Genomic DNA, 22329 nt, shown 5'->3' with positions numbered 1-22329 from the left:
GAGAGGGCCGCTCACGTTCACTATGGGCACCTGTTCCCTGCTGCCATGGAGTGCCTTATGTTTCCTGGGTCTGGTCATCGGTTGCTCGACAAGCAGTCGCGTCAGTCGTGTTTCAGCGACCATTCAGCGCTAACGGGCGGCCAGTCGGGCCGCTCAAAACCTTTTGTGTCAGGGAGGGCGGTATGAAGGTCATTCGCAGTGCTGACTTTACCGGCGAGCGGGCCTGGGCAGCCCTGGATATCGCCAACATGAACGGCATCACCACGCGCCTGCACTGGACTGACCAGCCGTACCGATGGCACGTCAATGACGGTCAGGAGGTGTTCGTGGTGCTGGGTGGCCAGGTGCAGATGCGCTATCGCGTTGAGGGGGTGGAGCAGTCGGTGCTGCTGGAAGTGGGCGACATTTTTTACGCCGATCTGGGAACCGAGCATGTGGCTCATCCCCAGGGTGTTGCCAGGGTGTTGGTGATCGAATCCGAAGGTAGTGTCTAGGTTTATATCTGTAAAATAGATAACAGATAGAGAAATTACCCGTTATATAGATATTCGATTAGGTTCTACCATGGGCTCCACCTCATCAGAGGACAGGAGACACGTCATGCCATGCACCCACAGCGTCAAAGCCGGCCGCCGGCCCTTGAGTCATCTACAGCACCCCCGTGAAGCCATTCGCCAATTCACTCCCAACTGGTTCGCCGCCACCATGGGCACCGGTGTTCTGGCCCTGGCGCTGGCCCAATGGCCGGCGCCGGTGCCAGGCCTGCATCAGGTGGCTGAAGGCTTCTGGTGGTTGACCATCGTCCTGTTCCTGCTCTTTACCGCGATGTACACCGCGCGCTGGGTGCTGTTCTTCGATGAGGCGCGGCGAATCTTTGCTCACTCAACGGTATCGATGTTTTTCGGCACCATTCCCATGGGGCTGGCGACCATCATCAACGGCTTGCTGCTGTTCGGCATTCCGCGCTGGGGCGAGGCGGCGGTGCATCTGGCGCAAGTGTTGTGGTGGCTGGACGTGGCCATGTCCCTGGCTTGCGGGGTGTTGATTCCCTACATGATGTTCACCCGGCAGGAGCACAGCATCGATCAGATGACCGCCGTCTGGTTGCTGCCGGTGGTGGCGGCTGAAGTGGCGGCGGCCAGCGGCGGCTTGCTGGCGCCGCATCTGGCGGATGCTCACGCCCAACTGGTGATGCTCAGTACCAGCTATGTGTTGTGGGCTTTTTCGCTGCCGGTGGCTTTCAGCATCCTGACGATCCTGCTGCTGCGCATGGCCTTGCACAAATTGCCCCACGAAAGCATGGCGGCCTCGAGCTGGCTGGCCTTGGGCCCGATCGGTACCGGCGCCCTGGGCATGCTGGTGCTGGGGGGCGATGCACCGGCGGTCTTTGCCGCCAATGGCCTGTCCGGCGTCGGCGAGATTGCCGCCGGCCTGGGGCTGGTGGCGGGCCTGACCTTATGGGGCTTCGGCCTGTGGTGGATGTTGATGGCGGTGCTGATCACCCGCCGTTACTTGCGCGAGGGCATTCCCTTCAACCTCGGTTGGTGGGGCTTTACCTTCCCGCTGGGTGTGTATTCGCTGGCCACCTTGAAGCTGGGTAGCACTTTGCACCTGGGATTCTTCAGCGTATTTGGTGCGGTGTTGGTAGCGGCCCTGGCGTTGATGTGGCTGATCGTGGCCAGGCGTACGGTCCAGGGGGCCTATAAAGGAGAGTTGTTTGTTTCGCCGTGCATTGCGGGCTTACGGAAATAATCGCCAAAGATAGGTAAGGTTGTGGCCTGGATCGATATTCGACATTCCAATAACAGTATCCACGCCACTCAGGGACATGGAAGATGAGTCACCCTTCGCAGTTCACTTTGCTCCGCAAGCGGCGGTTCCTGCCGTTCTTCATCACGCAATCCCTCGGCGCCTTCAACGACAACATCTTCAAGCAGTCGTTGATCCTGGCCATTCTCTACAAGCTGAGCATCGAGGGTGATCGCTCGATCTGGGTCAACCTCTGTGCCTTGCTGTTCATCCTGCCGTTCTTTCTGTTCTCGGCCCTGGCCGGGCAGTTCGGTGAGAAGTTCGCCAAGGATGCGCTGATTCGCCTGATCAAGCTGGGGGAGATCGCGATCATGGCCGTGGGAGCGGTGGGCTTCGTCTTCGACCATCTCTGGCTGATGCTGTTGGCGCTATTTGCCATGGGGACCCATTCGGCGCTGTTCGGTCCGGTGAAATATTCGATCCTGCCCCAGGCCCTGCGTGAAGAGGAACTGGTGGGCGGCAATGGCCTGGTGGAAATGGGGACTTTCCTGGCGATTCTGGCCGGGACCATCGGCGCGGGGATCATGATGTCCTCGGCTCATTACGCCTCTATTGTCTCGGTTGCCATCCTGGGCGTCGCGGTGTCGGGGTACCTGGCAAGTCGGGCCATTCCACGGGCGGCTGCTGCAACCCCGGACATGCGCCTGAACTGGAACATCTTCAGTCAGTCCTGGGCCACCTTGCGTCTGGGCTTGGGGCAGACACCGGCGGTGTCGCGGTCAATTGTCGGCAACTCCTGGTTCTGGTTTGTCGGGGCAATCTACCTGACTCAGATTCCCGCCTATGCCAAGGAGTGGATGCACGGCGACGAGACGGTGGTGACCCTGATCCTCACTGTGTTCTCGGTGGGTATCGCGGTGGGCTCGATGCTGTGCGAGAAGCTTTCGGGGCGCAAGGTTGAGATCGGCCTGGTGCCGTTTGGCTCCTTTGGCCTGACGGTATTCGGCCTGCTGCTGTGGTGGCATTCCGGTGGTATCCCGGAGAGTGTCAATGGTCATGGCTGGCTTGAAGTGCTGGGCTTCGGGCATGCCTGGTGGGTGTTGTTCGACGTGCTGGGACTGGGGGTATTCGGTGGCTTCTATATAGTGCCGCTGTATGCGCTGATCCAGTCGCGTACTCCGGAGAATGAACGGGCCCGGGTAATTGCTGCCAACAATATTCTCAATGCGCTGTTCATGGTGGTATCGGCGATTGTTTCCATCGTCATGCTGAGCATGGTCAAGCTGACCATTCCCCACCTGTTCCTGGTGGTGTCGCTGCTCAACATCGCGGTCAACGTCTATATCTTCAAAGTGGTGCCCGAGTTCAGCATGCGGTTCATGATCTGGCTGCTCAGCCATTCCATGTACCGCGTCGAGCATCGCAATCTGGAGCAGATCCCCGATGAAGGAGCGGCGTTGCTGGTGTGCAATCACGTGTCGTTCGTCGATGCCTTGTTGATTGGCGGCGCGGTGCGCCGGCCGATTCGCTTCGTGATGTACTACAAGATCTACAACCTGCCAGTGCTGAACTTTATCTTCCGCACCGCCGGTACCATTCCTATCGCTGCACGGCATGAAGATCTGGAAATCTACGAAAAGGCCTTTAAGCGTATTGCCCAGTATCTGCGTGACGGTGAGTTGGTGTGCATTTTTCCCGAGGGCAAGCTGACTGCCGATGGTGAGATTAATGAGTTCAAGGGCGGCCTGACACGGATTCTCGAAGAAACCCCGGTGCCGGTGATTCCCCTGGCGCTGCAGGGCTTGTGGGGCAGCTTCTTCAGTCGCGATCCGAACAAAGGGTTCTTCCATCGCTTCTGGTCACGAGTGACTTTGGTGGCCGGGCCAGTCGTAAGTGTGGAGGCCACCGAACCCGCGCAGTTGCAGGCGGTGGTGGGGCAGTTGCGCGGCAGTCGTCGCTAGGATTGCAGTGAATACAAAAACGCCCGCAGCATTGCGGGCGTTTTCATTTCTGTGCGGCGGCGGTCAGCTGGCGCTGACTTTCAAGCCCACCAGGCCGGCGATGATCAGCGCCACGCTGGCCAGGCGCACCAGGGCCATGGATTCGCCGAACAGGATGATCCCTGCGATCACCGTGCCAATAGCACCGACCCCGGTCCAGATGGCGTAGGCCGTGCCCAGGGGCAGCTCCTTCATGGCCAGACCGAGCAGACCCAGGCTGATGGCCATGGCGAGGATGGTCAGGGCGGTGGGCAGCGGACGGCTGAAACCGTCGGTGTACTTCAGGCCGACAGCCCAGCCCACTTCAAACAAACCGGCAAACAACAAAATGATCCAGGACATGCTGACCTCATCGGTTGATGGGGTCGTCCCCACAAATAAGTCACTCGATTGAGTCGCGAGGTCGTCCTCGCGCTGCGCAGTATACTGCTCAATGCGGCTCGGTCGATCAGTTTTCAGCTCGGTTGCCGACTCGTTGTGTTTCCAGTTTTTGCTCGCTTTTGTCCCTCATGCCGCGGAAGTAGGTCGAGAGCAAGGCCCCGGAGATGTTATGCCAGACGCTGAACAGGGCGCTGGGTACTGCCGCCAGTGGAGAGAAGTGGGCGCTGGCCAGGGCGGCCCCCAGGCCGGAGTTCTGCATGCCGACTTCCAGGGCCAGGGATTTGCGTTGTGCCAGTGGCAGTTTGAAGAGCCGGCCGGTGAAATAGCCCAACAGGTAGCCGAAGCTGTTGTGCAGCATCACCACCGCCATGATCAGCAGTCCGGACTCGGCGATTTTTGCCTGGCTGGCCGCCACCACGGCGGTGACGATGATGACGATGCTCACCACCGAAACCAGCGGCAGTACCTCTACCGCATGTTGTACCCGATGGCCCAGCAAGCGCTGGGCCAGCACGCCCAGCACGATCGGTAGCAGCACTACTTGCAGGATCGACCAGAACAGCTCCATGAAAGACACCGGCAGCCAGGCCGAAGCCAGCAGCCAGATCAGCGCAGGGGTCAAGAGTGGCGCGAGCAGGGTGGTGACTGCAGCAATGGCCACCGACAGGGCGAGGTCGCCCCGGGCCAGCCAGGTCATGACGTTGGACGAGGTGCCGCTGGGGCAGCAACCCACGAGAATCACGCCGACGGCAATTTCCGGCGGCAGATGGAAGGCCTGGCAGAGTAGCCAGGCCACCCCGGGCATGATCACGAAGTGCGCGACCACTCCCAGGGCGACGCGCCAAGGATGACGGGCCACTTCGGCGAAGTCTTCGAGTTTCAGGGTCAGGCCCATGCCGAACATCACCAGGCCCAGCAGCGGCACGATGGCGCCCTTGAGGCCGATGAACCAACCAGGTTGGAAGAATGCCAGGACGGCGAAGATCAGTACCCAGTAGGCGAAGGTGTTGCCGACAAAGCGGCTCAGTGCAGCCAGTGCTCGCATGACCTGTTCCTTATTATGTGAAAACGCCACCGAAGGCGGTGGCGTCTATAGCGGGGCGGCTATTGGAGCAAGGCGTCAGATGCCTTGCGGAATCTCCTCGCCACCCAGGGCCTCGAACAGCGCCGGCAGGAAGTCGCCGAAAGTCAGCATCATCAGGGTGAAGCTGGCGTCCTGCTGGCCGAGGGCTTCATCGCCGCCGTCCTGTTCCGCCTGATCCTGCAGCAGGTCTTCGAACTTCAGGCGCTTGACCACCATCTTGTCGTCGAGCATGAAGGACAGTTTGTCCTGCCAGGCCAGGGACAGTTGGGTGACCACCTTGCCGGTGCTCAGGTGCAGCTGGATTTCCTCGCCGGTCAGGTCCTGGCGCTTGCAGCGCACGATGCCGCCGTCTTCGTGGGTGTCGCGCAGTTCGCATTCGTCGAGCACGAAGAAGTCGTCGGCGGCTTTTTGCGTCTTGACCCAGTCGGTCATGATTGCGCTCGGGGCGATCTTCACGGTCAGTGGACGTACTGGCAGGGTGCCGAGGACTTCGCGCAGGGTGGAGAGCAGGTCTTCGGCGCGCTTGGGGCTGGCGGAGTTGACCAGAATCAGCCCTTGTTTCGGGGCGATGGCGGCGAAGGTCGAGGAGCGGCGGATAAAGGCCCGGGGCAGGAACGCCTGGATGATTTCATCCTTGATCTGGTCGCGCTCCTTCTTATAGACCTTGCGCATCTGTTCGGCTTCGATCTCTTCGACCTTTTCCTTCACCGCGTCGCGCACCACGCTGCCAGGCAGGATGCGTTCTTCTTTGCGCGCTGCCACCAGCATGAAGTCCTGGCTGACGTGCACCAGCGGGGCGTCTTCACCTTTGCCGAAAGGGGCGACGAAACCGTAAGTGGTCAACTCCTGGCTTGCACAGGGGCGCGCCAGTTTGGTCGCCAGTGCAGTTTCCAGCGCCTCAGCATCAAAAGGCAGATCTTGGGTCAGGCGATAGATCAGCAGGTTTTTGAACCACATGGGGTGAATCTCTCCTTTATACAAAGGAGGGCATTATTCTCTTCGCTGCTGCTCAGGCCAACCCTTCGCTAAGCCTTTGGAAGGCCTGAAAAAATTATTATAAAAAGTGCTTGCCAGAGTGGGGGCTGCTCCGTAGAATGCGCGCCACACCGAACGTGAAGGGTGATTAGCTCAGCTGGGAGAGCGTCTGCCTTACAAGCAGAATGTCGGCGGTTCGATCCCGTCATCACCCACCATTCGCATTCAGTGTTACGCGCAGCGGTAGTTCAGTCGGTTAGAATACCGGCCTGTCACGCCGGGGGTCGCGGGTTCGAGTCCCGTCCGCTGCGCCATATTCGGTAACCTGGAACACTGAACGCCAGGTCACCACGGAAAGCCCGCTAGCGCGGGCTTTTTGCTGTAAAGAGTTTGTGGGTAGTGCGGAATTTCATGGGAATTCAGATTTTTTTGATAAAATTATCAATTAAATCAACACTTTAAGAATTTCTGTGGCATAATGCGCCCCACAACGAAGGTAAAGGGTGATTAGCTCAGCTGGGAGAGCGTCTGCCTTACAAGCAGAATGTCGGCGGTTCGATCCCGTCATCACCCACCACTTACTTTCAACGCTACGCGCAGCGGTAGTTCAGTCGGTTAGAATACCGGCCTGTCACGCCGGGGGTCGCGGGTTCGAGTCCCGTCCGCTGCGCCATATTCGATAACCTGGAACACTGAACGCCAGGTCATCACGGAAAGCCCGCTAACGCGGGCTTTTTGCTGTCTGGGGTTTGGCTTTAGGCAAATCCGGCACCCCAAAAAGCGGCCCGCAGGCCGCTTTTCTTGTTTCAGGGCTTACTGCTCGGCGTTACGGCTGTGCCGGTAGTCACTGACAGCTTCGTAGACCGCTTTGCGCAAGCGGTTGATACCACCGATAGGGCGATGGGCCTCAATGCCGAACCAGGGATTGAAGGATTGATTGTCGCAGGCGAGGTTTTGCGCAGGAGTGTCGAAGTCCTGGGCGGGGATCGTCAATCGGGCCACGGTTTCAAACGGTGCGTCGCTTTCTTTCCACTCGATGCTGGTGTCTTCGATCGGCATGAACCGGCTCGGATCCTGGCGCTGGATCTGCAGCACGAAGCAGGCTGGCATCCGATCGGTGGAGAGCTGCTGGGTCAGTGCGCTGCGCAAGAAGTTGGGCAGGTCCTGGTTCTGCGCTGGCAAGCTGTAGGCCGGGCAGCTGTCCGGGTCTGGCATGACCCGGAACTTGGCGTTGGCGTTACCGAACTTGTAGGGCGAGACCGAAAAGTAGGTCGTCTGGGTCGGGCTGGCTGGTGCTGGTGACAACGTGGCCAAGGCGATGAACAGATGGCGGATCTGCCAGCTGCGAGGATCCCAGCCAGGGAAGAAGGCGCCGACTTTCTTGCCATCCGCTTGGGCGGCAATGTTTTGTTGATACTCCGCCACATCGCTGACGAAGAAGTTCGGATGATTGAACATCACGAAGTCCTGCTCGCGTCGCGCCGATTCCGCGGGGATCAGCTGTTGCCCAGGAACATCCAGCAGTTTGATCGCCATGCCGCGGGCATCGCGAATGCTGTCGAACTGCGGATAGGCATTGCCGTTGGACAAACGCACGGTCGCTTGCCAGGTCTGGCCGGGGTTGGCGAATACACCCTGGCGCAGTTCCGAATTCAGGTCCTTGAGCACCTGGACCTCGGCTTTCACGCAGCCATGAGCCTTGGCGTGGGCATCGCGCAGGTAGCGCGTGCCTTCGCGGTGTTGATCGACGATGCGTACGGCGGTCTGGATGATGTCCTGGGTGCGTGCGGCTTCATCGGCGGGAATCTGCTCCTGCACTGCCACCGGACCACGGTGCTGCCAGGCGAACCAGGCGCTGCCCAGGGCCCAACCCAGCAGGCCGATGCCAGCCAGCAATAACAGAGTCTTGCCCAGCAATGCACTGAGGCTTAGCCAGAGCCTGGCCAGCAGTGACGGTCGTTTTCTTGCGAGATCGAGTTTCATGGCAGTTGTGACTCCAGCGGTCCGCCTAGCACTTTCAAGTATTCCAGCAGCGCCCAGCGCTCTTCGGGTTGCAGCAGAGGGCCGATGACGCCGTTGCCACGCTGGCCGGCACGGAATTCGTGGCCGCTGTTGTGGTTGCCGCTGATGCGGGTATCGAATTCAAAGCCATTCTTGAAGGCTTCCGGGCGATAGCCCAGGTGCTTGGGATCGTATTCGAAGGTGCCTCGATAGAAGGTGGTGGAGCGTTCGGATTGGGGCGAAAGCAGTTGATACAGGTTGGGCACCGAGCCGTTGTGCAGGTAAGGCGGTGTCGCCCAGACCCCAGCCAGTGGCCGGGCCTTGTAGGCACGCAGCTCCCGTACGCCGATCGGCAGGCCATAGCCATCCAGCCGTGGCCGTTCCTCGGGAGTGACCTTGGCATCTCGGTAGGCACGTTCCTCGACGAAGGCGGTGATATAGGCCAGGCCCTTCGCGGCCGAGAGTTGGCGCAGGTCAAGTGGTTCAGTGGGCGTCGGGTGCAGTTCGACGTTGGACTTGGCCAGTTCGGCGGTGTCCCATTGCAGGGCGCTCAGGTCATAGCGCAAGTCGGCGATGTTGCTGGCGGAGTTCGGGTCGGTACCAATCACCGAAACCGGGAGCATCTTCAGTTGCTGCACTGGGCGGCCGTTGCTCTCGCTCACTGTCGGTAGGTGACAGCCGGCGCAGTGGCTGGCGAACAGGTCGCGGCCCTTGGCAGCCAGAGGTTTATCGACAGTGCCCAGCAGTGCCTCAGGCCATGTGGGAGGCTTCAGGCGCTGCAAGGTTTCTTCTATATGGTTAAGGTCGCGAACCCGCACACTGGACGGGTAGCGGGCATCGCCGGTGAGGGGCTGGCCGTTGCTGTCGAACAGATTGAGGGTGGCACCGACCCCCAGAGCCTCGCCAATGTTGCGGGCCATGGGTTGCTGTGCGGAACCGTTCCACTGCACCCAATCGAAGGTCCAGATGTCCCACAGTTGTGGGTAATCCACCGGGGCGTTGGCGATCCGATAGTTCTGCGCAGAAATGGCATCGCCGAAACTGGCGTTGGCTATGCGGCCGAAGGCATCGGTACGGCCCGGGCCTTCCTCGGTGGGATAGAGGCCACGATGGGTGTCGTTCCAGGCGACTCGGAGGAAGGTGTCCAGCGAGGCCTTGAAATCCTTGCGCAGTTGTTCATGTTGCGCGTCATAGTCTGCGCCCAGCACTTTGCGGGCGAAACGCTCGAATTTCCATGGGTTGTAATAGGTGGTGGCCAGACTGGCTACCAGCGCCTGGCCGAAGCTGCCGCCGCGCAGGGTTGGCACGCTGGAGGGCAGGACGTGTTGCGCCGATCCGCCATCGATTCGCAATGCCTGATGGTTGAAGCGCAGTTCCCCGGTGTGGCAGGCGGCGCAGGTGATGTCCAGGTACTGTTCCGGGCTGCCTGGGTTCTGGTGTCGGGCGAACCCTACTGGCAGGTTGCCGGGATTCTGCGCGGTGGCTTTCTGTCCGGGCTGAACCAGGAACCCGAAGCGTGCCAGGTACTCCGGCGCTGCAAAGGACTGCTTGGAGAAGGGCAGCTCCAGGGCGGTGAACCATTCATAGCGCAGGCCTTTGACTTGAGTGCCTTGGGGGGTGAAATAGTACGTCTGGCGATCGGCAGCGTCCCACTGGTCCAGATAGTGCACCTGCTCGACGGGCACATAGTCGGGAAGCTTGGGGTTGGCGATGTAGTACACAACCACGGCCAGGGCTATGCCGATCAACACGGCAATCAACAGCAATACACGGTAGATGAGGCGCAAGATGTACGTCCTTGTCGAATTTGCTTTCCTTATGCCTGAGCGTCTCTGACGCGGCAAGTAGCCATTACTTGCGCTATGGTTATTCGCGCTCGTTCCAGCGCCTCACCGAGCCGCCTGAGCGGGCGTTCCCCAAAGCATAAAACGTGTTTAAAGACGTGAACTTATCGGACATTTACTACTCTTACGCCGGTAGCCATTGGTCGTGGTCGCCTGATAAGCTCGCGGCTTTATTCGATTGCCCTTTAGGCGCATGAACAAGGAAATAGCATGAAACAGCATCGGTTGGCGGCGGCGGTGGCCCTGGTTAGCCTGGTACTTGCGGGGTGTGACTCGCAGACCAGCGTAGAGCTGAAAACCCCGGCGCAAAAAGCTTCCTACGGTATCGGCCTGAACATGGGCAAGAGTCTCGCCCAAGAAGGCATGGATGACCTGGATTCCAAAGCGGTAGCCCAGGGCATCGAAGATGCCGTCGGCAAGAAAGAACAGAAGCTGAAGGATGAGGAACTGGTTGAAGCCTTTGCCGCGCTGCAAAAGCGTGCCGAAGAGCGCATGGCCAAGATGAGTGAAGAGTCGGCTGCTGCCGGCAAGAAGTTCCTCGAGGAAAACGGTAAGAAAACCGGCGTGACTACCACTGCTTCCGGCCTGCAGTACGAAGTGCTGAAGAAGGCTGATGGTCCTCAGCCCAAGTCGACTGACGTGGTCACGGTTCACTACACCGGTACTTTGACCAACGGTACTGTATTCGACAGCTCGGTAGAGCGTGGCAGCCCGATCGATCTGCCTGTCAGTGGCGTCATCCCGGGTTGGGTTGAAGGTCTGCAACTGATGCACGTGGGTGAGAAGTACAAGCTGTACATCCCTAGCGATCTGGCCTACGGCGCACAAAGCCCAAGCCCGTCGATCCCGGCCAACTCGGTTCTGGTGTTCGAACTGGAGCTGCTGGGTATCAAGGATCCAGCCAAGCAGGACGCCGCCAAGTAACCTGTCTCTGCGCCTGAAGCAACGCCCCGTTTTTACGGGGCGTTGTCGTTTCTGCGGGCCACTGCTGGTAAATATTCCGAACCGGCGCCATCGTAGGTGGTCAGAACTGGGTATCGGCGGTGGGTAGTCTGTGAAGGCCGCCAAGTCAATGAAATTATGGGTTTTTTTATGTGAGTAAAAAACGCCCGATCTGAGCTAAGCCCTTATGAAACGGGGCTTTCAGCTGTGAAAAATAGCTCTGTTCACAAGGTTATCCACAATTTGTGTGGATAACATTTCAGTGGAGTGATGATGAAAGCACCCTGGAGTTTTGCTCGCTTCCTGCCCCTGGCTGGTCGGTTGCTGAGCCGCGGTCGTTTACCGACGCTGTTGTTTGCCGTGGCCAGCAAGGGGGCCAGCCAGGGTGGCCGTCTGGGCAAGGTCAAGGAGGATCTGCGCCTGCTCCAGGCACTGTGTCTGGCTTACTGGCGAGGTGAGTATCGCGCTGTCAGCCCCAAGGCTTTGCTATCGGTAGTGGCAGGGTTGATGTATTTCCTCAGCCCGGTGGACGCGATCCCCGATTTTCTCCCGGTATTCGGCATGCTCGACGACATCGCCGTGCTGGCGTGGTTGATGAAGACCCTGGATGACGAACTTGGTGCCTTCCGCGCCTGGCGCAACCGCCAGATGCCGGAAAAACTGGCAGTGGTTGAACGCCTGCCGGATACACCGGAACAGCTGCAGCTGGAGGGGCCGCGGAAAAACTGAGGCGATTGACTGGCTCTCTCAACAATCATGCTCCCCGCGACCGCCGCCGCTGTTAGGATTACACTTCAAGGGAAAAGTCCGACTCGGTAAGAGTCGTTGTCCTACGGGGTAGTAATGGATATTCAGATTATTGAACGCGATGGCGAGCCCGAATATGCGGTTCTGCCGTGGGCTCAGTATCAAGCTTTATTGATAGCCGCAGGCCTCACCAAACAACAACCACACGCCGCTGCAACCTCTCAGGCGGCACCACCAGCCCAGAGTCTTCCGGGCCTGGATCAACTACGCAATCTGCGCGAAGGGAAGGGCATCGCCATCGAGGCGCTGGCCCGCAAAGTAGGTATCAGTCCGTCTTACCTGGCCCTGATTGAAAGTGGCGAGCGTCAACCCGACGCAGCGATTCGCCGCAGCCTGGCCTGGGAGTTGACGGTGCCGGGGTGGAGGGAGCAATCGTGAGTGTAAGGATCAGTCGTCAGCACTGGGATGGGCTGTTGGGCGAATTGGATCAAGCCCGTCGCCAACGCCATCTTTTAACCTACCGGGCATTGCTGGAGCGATTGCAGCTGCCTAGCCCAGCCATGCAAACCCTGACGGCCGCGCTGGAGCATCTGGCGGCCCTGGATGCCCGGGCCGAACAGCCATTGCGCAGTTCATTGGTGATCAGCCAAGGCGCTAGCCGTTTACCTCGTACCGGGTTCTTTGAGTGTGTGGAGCGCTTGGGACGTTTTTCCGGGCCATCCGATGGCGTGGCCGCTGCGTCATGGCACGCATCGGAAGTGGTGCGCGTGTTCGAGTATGAATACCCCGAATCAGCGGAGGCTTGAATGTTCTGGCGACTCAAGGCACGACTCAGCTATTGGCTGGCGCGCCGGTTGTTTCATTGGCCGTGGTTTATCCGCGAACCTCGCAGTTGGCGGTGGATGGAGGGGCAATTCGCACGCATGGCCAATCTGGGGGATGTCGACGCGCAAAGTTTCTACGGGCACATCCTGACTTTTCGTGGACATGGGCTTGGGGCGCGGGAGGAGGGCATTCGCCTGCTGCGCCTGGCGGCTCTGGCCGGTGACGGTAAAGCCGCCTATCAATTGGGGGTGATCAGCCTCGCCGGCTCCGCCAGCAAGGCTCCTGATGCTGCCGAGGCAAGCCGTTGGTGGACGCTCTCGGCCAAGGCCGGGCATCCACTGGCGGAGCTCAAGCTGATGCAACTGAATCAGGCGGTGGATTCCGATCCCGCATCGGTTCGTTGAGCGCCTCGCTTCCCATGCGGGCTGCAGCGTCCAAACTGTCGATTACGTGGATGCTGTAGCCCTGAACATTCTTGGCATGATGCTTGGCCTGGGATGCCAGCTCTGCCAATTGGCTGGAATCCAGTAGTCCACAAGCCTGTGGATACAAGTGCACGACGCCGATGGACAGTGACAGCAAGGGGAACTCCTGACGCACTCCTTGACGGTTGGGGGCGACAAAGCAACCGGCCTCCAGGTGTTCGCTGCGGTAGAAGCGTCGGCACTGACTGTGAAAGTCGTCCAGCAACTGGTTCAGGCGCCTTTGCCAGTCTTCAGGTCCGAGCACCAGCAAGAAATCATCCCCGCCAATATGCCCGACGAAGTCACGACTCGGGTCGACCCGATCATTCAGGCATTGGGCCAGGCACAGCAGCACTTCATCGCCACGGCCATAGCCGTAGATATCGTTGAAGGGCTTGAAGCTGTCGATGTCCACGTAACAGATCACTGACTCTTGCCCTTGTTGCAGCAGGCGGGTCAGGCATTGCTGGATGGGCACGTTGCCCGGTAACAGGGTCAGGGGATTGGCATAGCGCGCCTGCTGGATTTTCAGTTCGGTGATCAGCTTGAGCACATCTATTACCCGTCCCAGTCCCAGGTAGTGACCGTTGAGGGTGATGATGAAGTCTTCCTCGATGCGTTGCCGGGCGCGACTGGTGATCAGGCGGCTCACCTGCTGCAGGGACTGGCTGAGTTCGACGGCAAGGAAGTCGTCATTCATCAGGCGGCTGATGGGTTTGCGGGCAAAAAGATCGGTAGCGAATGGCTTGAGCAGGGCATCTGAAAGCGAATGCCGGTGGACGATCCCGCAGGGGTGGCCCTGTTCGTCGAGGACTGCCAGAGAGTTGAGGTTGGCTTGCCGGCGAAAGGCTTCCAGCACGTTGGCTGTCGGGGTATTACGGGCCACGGCGGGCTGTTCGTTGAGCAGCGCGCTGAGGTCACTGCCTTCATCGTTGAGTGCCACGCTGGTTTGGTCATGCTTGGGCATCATTGCCCGGGCATCCCGAGGCGGCTGTTCCTGCGGCCGGCACAGCAAGTAGCCCTGGACTAGATCCACTCCCATTTCGCTGAGCACCACCAATTCCTCGAGCATCTCTATCCCTTCGGCTATCACTTGGGCGCGAGACGCCTTGGCGATCTGCAGAATTGAACCGACGAATTCGCGCTTTAGGGCGTCCTGATGGATACCATCGATAAAGTGCCGGTCGATCTTTACATAGTCCGGTCGCAGCTCGGACCACAGGCGCAGGCTGGAGTAACCGGCGCCGAGGTCATCCAGGGCGATGGAAAATCCCATGTCCCGGTAGTGATGCAGGGCATTGTGCAACAGCTGAAAGTCGTCGATGGGGGTCTGTTCGGTGAGTTCGATCACCACCTGGCTTGGAGGAATGCCAACGTCCTGTAGCAGTTGCAGGGTCCGGCCAGGTTGATGGGTCGCTTCCAGCAGGGATTCCGGCGATACGTTGAGGAACAGTTTGCCGGGTAATTGCTGCTCGCTGAAGCGTTTGCAGGCGCTGTGGCGGCAAGCGAACTCCAGTTCGCTCAGGCGCCCGGCCTGGCGGGCCACCGCGAACAGGGCGACCGGGGAGTGCAGGGGGCTGTTGGAAGGGCCACGGCTCAAGGCTTCGTATCCGAGGATACGTCGCTGCGAGAGAGAAATGATCGGCTGGAACAGGCTGTGCAAACCGCTTTGAGCCAGGATTGAACTCAATGCACTCAGCTGTTCGGTCGTGGTCATGGCGATCTCTGTCGTGAAATAAAGGACCGGGCGCCGCTCCTGATTCAAGAGCGGCGCCCGGTCCTTTATTTCACGACAGAATGATGACTGTTTAATGACGCTCCGAGGAGCGATCGAATTAAATTGCCATCATCTTCAGTGCTTGGCTACCGAGGTGTTGAGCTTCAGATAGTCCAGCAGAATGCGCCCTGTTTCGCTCAGGTAGGCGTCGTCTTCCGGCTTGGTCTTGTCTGGCTCGGCAGCTGCTAGTGCATCTTCGTCTTCTTTCTTCAGCTCTTTGAGCGGCTCTTCACCCTTGGCCTTGCGACGAGCATTTTCCAGAGCCAGTTGCTTGGCTTCGATGTCGGCATGCTGTGCCCGACGATCCGCTTCGTTGAGGCTGACGTTTTTTTCCGCCATCAGTTTCTGTGCCAGGGCCAACTTGTCGCGGATGAACACGAACTCCGCATCTTTCGCTGAACGGCTTTCATGTTCGGCCTTGAGCTGGGCCAGGAATGGCTTGAACGGATCCACAGCCGGTTTGATGGCCGGGCGAATGGTGTCCCAGGGCATGGCTTCAGGCAGAGCGCTTTCACCGATTTCCTTGGTGTCGATGATCGACGGGTAACCGATGTCCGGAAGAACGCCCTGATGCTGGGTGCTCTGGCCGGAAACCCGATAGAACTTGGCCAGGGTCAGTTTCAGCTCGCCATGGTTCAGTGGCTGAATGGTTTGCACCGTACCTTTACCGAAGGTCTGTCCACCAATGATCAGCGCTCGGTGGTAGTCCTGCATGGCGCCAGCGAAAATCTCCGAGGCCGAGGCCGAGAGACGGTTTACCAGCAGTGCCATCGGGCCTTTATAGAAGGCGCCGGGGTTTTCATCCTCCAGCACATCCACACGACCGTCGGCGTTGCGTACCAGTACTGTCGGCCCTTTGTCGATGAACAGGCTGGTCAGTTCGGTGGCTTCCTGGAGGGAGCCACCGCCATTGTTGCGCAGGTCGATGACCACGCCATCGACCTTGTCTTTCTGCAGCTCGGTCAGCAGTTTTTTCACATCGCGGGTGGTGCTCTTGTAGTCCGGATCACCAGCGCGGAACGCCTTGAAGTCAAGGTAGAAGGCCGGGATCTCGATCACTCCGAGCTTGTAATCCTTACCATCCTGCTTGAGGTTGAGGATCGACTTCTTCACTGCCTGGTCTTCGAGCTTCACCGCTTCGCGGGTGATAGGCACGATCTTGCTGGTCTGGTCGTTTGGCGCATTGCTGGCCGGAATCACTTCCAGGCGGACCAGGGTGCCTTTCGGACCACGGATTAGCTTGACCACTTCGTCCAGGCGCCAGCCCACTACGTCGACCATTTCCTTGTTGCCTTGGGCGACACCGATGATCTTGTCTGCGGGAGCTATCTGCTTGGTCTTGTCTGCCGGGCCTGCCGGCACCAGGCGCACGACCTTGACCTGGTCGTTGTCGCTCTGCAACACGGCGCCGATGCCTTCCAGCGACAGGCTCATGTTGATGTCGAAGTTTTCCGCGTTATCCGGCGACAGATAATTGGTGTGCGGGTCGTAAGACATGGCGAAGGTGTTGATGTAGGCCTGGAAGATGTCTTCGGCCCGGGTCTGGTCCAGGCGCGCCAGCTGATTCTTGTAGCGCTTGGTCAGCGTCTCCTGAATCTGCTTGGGCTCCTTGCCGGCGATCTTCATGCGCAGCACTTCGTCCTTGACGCGTTTGCGCCACAGGTCGTCAAGCTCTGCAGTGGTCTTGAGCCAAGGGGCATCCTTGCGGTCGATCAGCAAGGTCTCCTTGGCGTTGAAGTCGATCTTGTCGACGCCTTTGTTGAGCTCCGCCAAGGCGAAGTCCAGACGCGCTTTGACCCGGTCCAGATAACGCTTGTAGATGGTGAAGCCGGCATTCAGGTCGCCGCTCTTGAGGAAGTCGTCAAACTGGGTTTTCCATTTGTCGAATTCCGCGATATCGCTGGCCATGAAGTAGCTGCGCGATGGGTCCAACAGCTTCAGGTAGCTGTCATAGATGATCACCGAGCGCGCATCATCCAGCGGCGGTTTGCTGTAGTGGTGGCGTTTGAGCAGTTCTACAACATTGAGGCTGGCAATTACCTCATCGCGATCGGGCTGAAGTTGATCCCAGCTATTGGCTGCGAACGTATTGGTCGACATCGGCAGAAGGCCGAAACCAATGAAAAGGGCGAGGGCGGTGCTGGGGAACAAATGCTTCATGCTGATTCGACGCGGGGGCAATTGATAACGCATATTAGGCCGTCTTTGAAGTCGCCGGTTCCATAAGGACCGGTCGCATAATGCAAAAAGCCCGGTGCTACCGCTCCGGGCTCAGTCCAGACTCACTATGGAGGCACTGTGAAAGCATTGCAAGGCGTTGAAGGTCATGTGGAGTGGGTTGAAGAGCCAAGCCCTGCCTGTGATGTAGGGCAGGTTCGCATTCGGGTGGCGGCTGCGGGTCTCAATCGGGCCGACCTGTTACAGCGTGCAGGGCTCTATCCGCCCCCTCCGGGAGCCAGCCCGATCCTGGGCCTGGAGTGTTCCGGGATTATCAGCGAAGTGGGGCCGGGTTCTTCCTGGCAGATCGGTGACCGGGTGTGCGCGCTGCTGGCCGGTGGCGGCATGGCCGAGGAAGTGGTGGTTGATGCACGTCATGTGCTGCCGGTGCCCGAGGGGTTGTCCCTGGCCGAAGCTGCGGCGTTGCCCGAGGTCTACAGCACGGCCTGGCTCAATCTGTTCCAACTGGCGGCGCTCAAGCCTGGCGAGAAGGTGCTGTTGCACGCGGGAGCCAGTGGTGTCGGTTCGGCCGCGATCCAGCTGTGCAAGGCGTTTGGCAATCCATGCTGGGTGAGTGTCGGCTCCGCCGATCGCCTGGCCTATTGCGAAAGTCTCGGCGCCCAAGGCGGTGTGGTGCGGACTGAGGGGCTGGAAGCGCTGCGGGACTTCGGTCCATTTGACGTGATCCTCGATCCTGTAGGGGCCAATTACGCGGTCAGCAACCTCAAGCTGCTGGCCGTTGATGGGCGCTGGGTGCTGATTGGTCTGATGGGCGGGCGTGAAGCGCAACTGGACCTGGCTCAGGTGCTGGCCAAGCGTATCCAGCTGTTGGGCTCGACCCTGCGTAGCCGCGACGAACAGTTCAAGGCTGACCTTTTCCGTGACCTCGGGCAGAACGTCTGGCCGCTGTTCACTGAAGGACGCCTGAGCCCACAGTTGGCCAAAACCTTTGCGATCAGGGACGCCGAAGCGGCATTTGCCGAGCTGGCGACCAATCAGGTCTCGGGCAAGCTGGTGCTGGTGATCGACTCCAGCCTGACGTGATTGCTGGCGTAGGAGCCGGCTGGCCGGCGAAAGGGTGTTGCAATCCGCTTGGCTGGCAAGTTGGCTCCTACACCAGCCAGCTTCTATAGAAGCTGGCTGTCCGGGCATTTCAGGGCCAAGGGTTACTTCCAGTGGTGGATCGGCCAACCGGACTTCTCTGCATGTTCGCGCAGTATCGGGTCCGGGTTCACCACCTGGGGATGGTCTACCCGCAGTAGCAGCGGCAGGTCATTGCGCGAGTCGGAGTAGAACGTCGCGCCTTCCAGGTTTTCTTCCTCGGCGTCCAGCCATTCCAGCAGGCGGGTGATCTTGCCTTCGCGGTAGGTCAGAGTGCCAAGGGTATTGCCGCTATATACGCCGTGCAGTACTTCCAGCTCAATGCCCAGCACTTCGTCGATGCCCAGGCGGGCGGCAATCGGCTTCACCAGATGGGTGCCCGAGGCGGAAATCACCAGGATCCGGTCGCCGGCCTGGCGGTGAGCGGCGATAGTCTTGCAGGCGTCGCTGAAAATGATCGGCTCGATCACCTCTTCCACCCAAGGCTCCACCAGGTGCGCCACCTCCTCCGGGGTACGCCCTGCCATGGGTTCCAGGCTGAAGCTCATGAACTCTTCCATGGCCAGCTTGCCGTGACTGTAAGCGTCCATCAGTTCGTTGTTGCGACGCATGAACGACTCGCTGTCGACCCAGCCAAGGCGGCCCATCTGTGCGCTCCAGAGGGTGGCGCAGTCGCCGTGGATCAGGGTCTCGTCCAGATCAAAAATTGCCAAGGCCATCAGTACAGCTCTCTCTTCAGGATCAATTGCGTGAAAGCCATCAGGCTACCTCACACAGGGCGGCAGGATCGATGGTCAGCGCCAGACGTTGGCCGTCAGCGTGCAGGTCATCGGCCGAACGGTTGAGAACATCCACCACCAGCTCCACGCCGCGAGCCTCGACCCGGTAGCGAATCACATTGCCCAGCAGGCTGTGGCTGCGGACCAGCGCATCAAGCTGGCCCTCTCTGCCGAGTTCGATGGCTTCCGGGCGAATGGCGATACGCCCGCTGACCGGGCGCTGCAGCAGCTTGCTGGCGCTTTCGGCGTCCAGCAGGTTGTAGTTGCCGATAAAACCCGCCGCGAATACATCCACCGGTGCGGTGTAGAGCGTTTCAGCATCGCCGCTCTGGACGATCCTGCCCTGGTTCATCAGGAAGATCCGGTCGGACATGGTCAGCGCTTCTTCCTGGTCGTGGGTGACGAAGATGGTAGTCAGGTCCAGTTCCCGCTGGATGTTGCGGATCTGTTCACGCAGGTGCTTGCGGATACGTGCATCCAGGGCCGACAACGGCTCGTCCAGCAACAGCAAGCGCGGCCGGGTCACCAGGGAGCGGGCCAGAGCCACCCGCTGGCACTGGCCGCCGGACAGTTGGTGTGGATAACGACTGGCAAAGTCATTGAGCTCCACCAGTTGCAAGGCTTCAAGGACCCGCTTGCGGCTGTCGTCGGCGTTGACCTTCTGCATACGCAGGCCGAAGGCGACGTTCTGTTCCACGGTCATGTTGGGAAACAACGCATAGCTCTGGAACACCATGCCGATCCCGCGTTTCTGCGGGCTCAAGGGCACGATGTCCTGGCCATCGAGAAGGATCTTGCCACCGTCCACGGGGGTCAGTCCGGCGATGCAGCGCAGCAGGGTGGACTTGCCGCAGCCGGACGGGCCCAGCAGGGTGACGAACTCGCCTTTCTGGATTTCGCAATTGATATCGCTGAACACCGTGGTGCCTGCGTAGTTCTTTTGCAGGTGTTGGACGCTGACGAAGCTCATTGGCTTTTGTCCTTGTTCAAGATGTTGGCGGCCCAGGTCAGAACCAGCACAAAGAAGAAGTAGGAGATCACCAGGGCGCTGGTGAAGTGGCCGCTGCTGTTGCGCATGTTGTTCAGGTAGACCTGCAGGGTTTCATAGCGGGTGCCCACCAGGATGTTGGCGAACACGAACTCGCCGAACAGGAACGAGAAGGACAGCAGCAACGCCACCATCAGGCCTTTGCGCAGGTTGGGCAGGACCACCAGGAAGGCTGCCTGCCAGGTGCTGGCGCCGAGCAGTTGGGCGGCGTCCATCAGGTCGCGCAGGTTGATCGCTTGCAGGTTGTTGGTGATGGCCCGGTACATGAACGGCAGCGCCACGGTGAAGTAGCAGCCGATGAGGATCCAGGGCGTGCCAACCATGGCGAAGGGCCCTGAGCCATAGAGCTGCAGCAGGCCCACCGAGGACACCACTGGCGGCACCGCGAAGGGCAGCAGGATCAGGATGTTCATCAAGGCGTCGAGCTTGGGAAAGTGGTAGTGCACCACAAACAGCAGCGGCAGGATCAGCACCACCGACAGCACCAGCGCGCCGACGCAGACCAGCAGCGACTGGCCGAAAGCATTGAGGAAGCGCGGGTCGCTCCACAGCTGCAGGTACCACTTGAAGGTGAAACCGCTGGGCAGGATGGTGGCCGACCAACTGCTGGCGATGGAGTAGACAAGGGTCCCCAGCAGCGGCAGCAACAGGATGGCGAACAGCAGGTAGACCACCACCCGGTGGTACAGGGCGGCGGAGCCGGGTTCAGCGCGAGACATGGTAGCTCCTCTTCAACAGCAACTGATGGACGATGGTGACCAGGGTCATCAGGGCCACCAGCACCACCGCCAGGGCGCTGGCCATGTTCGGGTCCAGGGAGATGTCCCCGGAAACCATGGCGGCAATGCGGATCGGCAGCACGTTGAAGTTGCCGGTGGTCAGGGCGTAGACCGTGGCATAGGCGCCCAGGGCATTGGCCAGCAGGATGACGAAGGTGCCCAGCAATGCCGGGGTCAGCACGGGCAGCCCGATGTGGCGCCAGAACTGCCAGCCGTTGGCGCCCAGCAGCGCGGCGGATTCACGCCAGTCTTCGCGCAGGGCGTCGAAGGCCGGGTACAGCAACAGCACCCCCAGGGGAATCTGGAAGTAGGTGTAGAGAATGATCAGCCCGGTCTTGGAGTACAGGTTGAAGTCCTGAATGATCCCCGACTGCTTGAGCATGATGGTGATGGTGCCGTTGAAGCCCAGGAGGATGATGAAGGCAAAGGCCAGGGGCACGCCGGAGAAATTGCTGGTCATGTTGGCGAAGGCGTTGACGAAGTTGCGCAGTTTGGAGTCCACCCTGCGCAAGGAGTAACTGCCCAGCACCGCAATGATGATGCCGAACACGCTGGACCAGAAACTGATCTCCAGGCTGTGCTGGATGGCCTGCAGGTAGAACTTCGAGCTGAAGATCTTGCTGAAGTTGGCCAGGCCCCAGCCGAACTCTTCCGACTGCAGGCTGTTGATCAGCACCCACACCAGCGGGGCAATTTGGAACACGATGAAGAACAGGGCAAAAGGCACCAGACAGAGTGCCGCCAGCCATTTGCCGCGGGTGACTGAATTCACTGCAACAGCTCCCGGCAGAAGGGTTTGTCATGGGCCACGCCCAGTAGTTGGCAGATGGTGCCGCACAGTTCGGTCTGCTTTGGCGTGGCACCTGGGTCGAGACTGAAGGCATTGCCGAGAACGAACAACGGAACTTCCCGCTCCTCGGCCAAGAGACCGTTGTGGGAGCGGTCGTTGTTCATGCCGTGGTCGGCGGTCACCAACACCTGGTAGCCAGCATCGAGCCAGCCTTGCAGATAGTCGGCGAGGATGATGTCTGCCGAACGCGCGCTGTTGCGGTACTGGGTGCTGTCGAGGCCGTGCTTGTGCCCGGCGTCATCGATGTTCATCGGGTGCACCAGGAGAAAATCCGGTTGGTGCCGCAGGCGCAGGCTCTCCGCATCGGCGAAGAGATGGGAGTCGGGATAGTGATCGTTCCAATAGAAATGGCCGTACTGGATCGGCAGCTCGGGATTGGCGGTGTGCCGGTCCCGTGGTGCATTGAAGGGACTGCGGTTGTACAGCTCGCTGACCCAATGATAGGCCGCGGCGGCAGTGGAGCGGCCGGCCTCGCGGGCGTAGTGGAAAATGCTGCGCTGGGTGGACAGGCGCGAGACCTGGTTGTGGACGATACCGCTGTCGATCGGCGCGACACCGGTGAGGATGCACTCGTACAGCGGCCGGGACAGGGCCGGCAATTCGCATTGCAGCTTGTACAGGGCGCTGCGGCCTGCGCCGACGTAGGCTTGCAGGTGGCCCATGGCGTGTCGGGCAACTTCGTGGTTGAGGCCGTCGAGCACCACAAGGATGACGTTGTGCTTCATGAACGGGGGAACTCCGGGATCAGGCAACGCATGGAACCTGT

General features: G+C 59.8%; 21 protein-coding genes and 4 tRNA genes. 13 read left to right on the top strand and 12 right to left on the bottom strand.

Features of this window, described 5'->3' with window-relative positions; genetic code table 11:
• Window positions 1-182: 182 nt before the first annotated feature.
• The 3 genes from DWF74_RS07290 (at window position 183) to DWF74_RS07280 (ending at window position 3710) form a co-directional block, all read left to right on the top strand.
• A complete protein-coding gene (locus tag DWF74_RS07290; RefSeq protein WP_102860769.1) occupies window positions 183-494 on the top strand; it encodes a cupin domain-containing protein in 312 nt (103 codons plus the stop codon).
• Window positions 495-600: 106 nt separating this feature from the next.
• Window positions 601-1752, top strand: a complete 1152-nt coding sequence (locus DWF74_RS07285; RefSeq protein ID WP_115580679.1) for a TDT family transporter — start codon at window positions 601-603, stop codon at window positions 1750-1752.
• Window positions 1753-1835: 83 nt separating this feature from the next.
• Window positions 1836-3710 carry an MFS transporter gene (locus DWF74_RS07280; protein ID WP_102860771.1) on the top strand — a complete coding sequence of 625 codons (1875 nt, stop codon included), beginning with the start codon at window positions 1836-1838 and terminating at the stop codon, window positions 3708-3710.
• Between the two features lie 63 nt (window positions 3711-3773).
• Here DWF74_RS07280 and sugE read toward each other — a convergent pair whose 3' ends face one another.
• The 3 genes from sugE to rdgC form a co-directional block, all read right to left on the bottom strand.
• Entirely contained in the window at window positions 3774-4091 is a 318-nt protein-coding gene (sugE, locus tag DWF74_RS07275) for a quaternary ammonium compound efflux SMR transporter SugE (RefSeq protein WP_016967450.1), read from the bottom strand.
• 106 nt (window positions 4092-4197) lie between these two features.
• Entirely contained in the window at window positions 4198-5175 is a 978-nt protein-coding gene (locus DWF74_RS07270) for a bile acid:sodium symporter family protein (RefSeq protein WP_102860772.1), read from the bottom strand.
• A gap of 75 nt (window positions 5176-5250) precedes the next feature.
• Window positions 5251-6171: a recombination-associated protein RdgC gene (gene rdgC, locus DWF74_RS07265; RefSeq protein WP_016967448.1), complete on the bottom strand. Its 921-nt coding sequence runs from the start codon at window positions 6169-6171 to the stop codon at window positions 5251-5253.
• 160 nt (window positions 6172-6331) lie between these two features.
• On the opposite strand from rdgC, the gene DWF74_RS07260 reads away from it, so the two are divergent.
• From DWF74_RS07260 to DWF74_RS07245, 4 genes are all read left to right on the top strand, one after another.
• Window positions 6332-6407, top strand: a tRNA-Val gene (locus DWF74_RS07260).
• Window positions 6408-6426: 19 nt separating this feature from the next.
• Window positions 6427-6503, top strand: a tRNA-Asp gene (locus tag DWF74_RS07255).
• Window positions 6504-6690: 187 nt separating this feature from the next.
• Window positions 6691-6766: transfer RNA gene (locus tag DWF74_RS07250), tRNA-Val, on the top strand.
• A gap of 19 nt (window positions 6767-6785) precedes the next feature.
• Window positions 6786-6862 (top strand) — tRNA-Asp (locus DWF74_RS07245).
• 140 nt (window positions 6863-7002) lie between these two features.
• Here DWF74_RS07245 and DWF74_RS07240 read toward each other — a convergent pair.
• Window positions 7003-8172 carry a catalase family protein gene (locus DWF74_RS07240; RefSeq protein WP_102860773.1) on the bottom strand — a complete coding sequence of 390 codons (1170 nt, stop codon included), beginning with the start codon at window positions 8170-8172 and terminating at the stop codon, window positions 7003-7005.
• Window positions 8169-9977 (bottom strand): di-heme-cytochrome C peroxidase, encoded by a 1809-nt coding sequence (locus DWF74_RS07235; RefSeq protein WP_102860774.1) that lies wholly within the window; start codon window positions 9975-9977, stop codon window positions 8169-8171. Before DWF74_RS07235 ends, DWF74_RS07240 begins: the two co-directional genes overlap by 4 nt.
• Before the next feature lie 267 nt (window positions 9978-10244).
• Here DWF74_RS07235 and DWF74_RS07230 point away from each other — a divergent pair, with 267 nt between their 5' ends.
• The 5 genes from DWF74_RS07230 to DWF74_RS07210 all read left to right on the top strand — a co-directional run bounded on the left by DWF74_RS07230 (window position 10245) and on the right by DWF74_RS07210 (window position 12952).
• Window positions 10245-10958 carry an FKBP-type peptidyl-prolyl cis-trans isomerase gene (locus tag DWF74_RS07230; protein ID WP_102860775.1) on the top strand — a complete coding sequence of 238 codons (714 nt, stop codon included), beginning with the start codon at window positions 10245-10247 and terminating at the stop codon, window positions 10956-10958.
• Window positions 10959-11249: 291 nt separating this feature from the next.
• Complete coding sequence (locus tag DWF74_RS07225) at window positions 11250-11705, top strand: YkvA family protein (protein WP_102880528.1); 456 nt, start codon at window positions 11250-11252, stop codon at window positions 11703-11705.
• Between the two features lie 114 nt (window positions 11706-11819).
• On the top strand, window positions 11820-12161 hold the full coding sequence (locus DWF74_RS07220) for a helix-turn-helix domain-containing protein (RefSeq protein WP_115580678.1): 342 nt from the start codon (window positions 11820-11822) through the stop codon (window positions 12159-12161).
• Window positions 12158-12529 carry a hypothetical protein gene (locus DWF74_RS07215; protein ID WP_003179080.1) on the top strand — a complete coding sequence of 124 codons (372 nt, stop codon included), beginning with the start codon at window positions 12158-12160 and terminating at the stop codon, window positions 12527-12529. The genes DWF74_RS07220 and DWF74_RS07215 overlap by 4 nt, the downstream gene beginning before the upstream one ends.
• Window positions 12530-12952 carry a sel1 repeat family protein gene (locus tag DWF74_RS07210; protein WP_115580677.1) on the top strand — a complete coding sequence of 141 codons (423 nt, stop codon included), beginning with the start codon at window positions 12530-12532 and terminating at the stop codon, window positions 12950-12952.
• On the opposite strand, the gene DWF74_RS07205 is transcribed toward DWF74_RS07210, so the two are convergent.
• On the bottom strand, window positions 12897-14729 hold the full coding sequence (locus DWF74_RS07205; protein ID WP_115580676.1) for a bifunctional diguanylate cyclase/phosphodiesterase: 1833 nt from the start codon (window positions 14727-14729) through the stop codon (window positions 12897-12899). The genes DWF74_RS07210 and DWF74_RS07205 overlap by 56 nt on opposite strands.
• 135 nt (window positions 14730-14864) lie before the next feature.
• A complete protein-coding gene (locus DWF74_RS07200) occupies window positions 14865-16949 on the bottom strand; it encodes a carboxy terminal-processing peptidase (protein ID WP_162884079.1) in 2085 nt (694 codons plus the stop codon).
• A gap of 138 nt (window positions 16950-17087) precedes the next feature.
• Between DWF74_RS07200 and DWF74_RS07195 the strand changes: the two genes are divergently transcribed.
• Window positions 17088-18050, top strand: a complete 963-nt coding sequence (locus tag DWF74_RS07195) for a zinc-binding dehydrogenase (protein ID WP_115580674.1) — start codon at window positions 17088-17090, stop codon at window positions 18048-18050.
• Window positions 18051-18172: 122 nt separating this feature from the next.
• On the opposite strand, the gene DWF74_RS07190 is transcribed toward DWF74_RS07195, so the two are convergent.
• From DWF74_RS07190 to DWF74_RS07170, 5 genes are read right to left on the bottom strand one after another with little or no spacing between them, the layout of a single operon-like run.
• The gene (locus tag DWF74_RS07190; protein WP_102860782.1) at window positions 18173-18826 is read right to left on the bottom strand and encodes an HAD family hydrolase; all 654 of its coding nucleotides are present in this window, start codon (window positions 18824-18826) and stop codon (window positions 18173-18175) included.
• Window positions 18827-18866: 40 nt separating this feature from the next.
• Window positions 18867-19856 (bottom strand): ABC transporter ATP-binding protein, encoded by a 990-nt coding sequence (locus DWF74_RS07185; RefSeq protein WP_115580673.1) that lies wholly within the window; start codon window positions 19854-19856, stop codon window positions 18867-18869.
• Window positions 19853-20653: an ABC transporter permease gene (locus DWF74_RS07180; protein ID WP_102860784.1), complete on the bottom strand. Its 801-nt coding sequence runs from the start codon at window positions 20651-20653 to the stop codon at window positions 19853-19855. Before DWF74_RS07180 ends, DWF74_RS07185 begins: the two co-directional genes overlap by 4 nt.
• Window positions 20640-21485 carry an ABC transporter permease gene (locus tag DWF74_RS07175; RefSeq protein ID WP_110594666.1) on the bottom strand — a complete coding sequence of 282 codons (846 nt, stop codon included), beginning with the start codon at window positions 21483-21485 and terminating at the stop codon, window positions 20640-20642. The genes DWF74_RS07180 and DWF74_RS07175 overlap by 14 nt, the downstream gene beginning before the upstream one ends.
• A complete protein-coding gene (locus DWF74_RS07170) occupies window positions 21482-22288 on the bottom strand; it encodes an alkaline phosphatase family protein (RefSeq protein WP_115580672.1) in 807 nt (268 codons plus the stop codon). The genes DWF74_RS07175 and DWF74_RS07170 overlap by 4 nt, the downstream gene beginning before the upstream one ends.
• Window positions 22289-22329: the final 41 nt, after the last annotated feature.

The organism is Pseudomonas protegens (genome assembly GCF_003363755.1).
Lineage (GTDB): Bacteria > Pseudomonadota > Gammaproteobacteria > Pseudomonadales > Pseudomonadaceae > Aquipseudomonas > Aquipseudomonas danubii.
The sequence above is the reverse complement of the archived record's forward strand: the minus strand, read 5'-3'. Positions and strand labels throughout refer to the sequence as shown.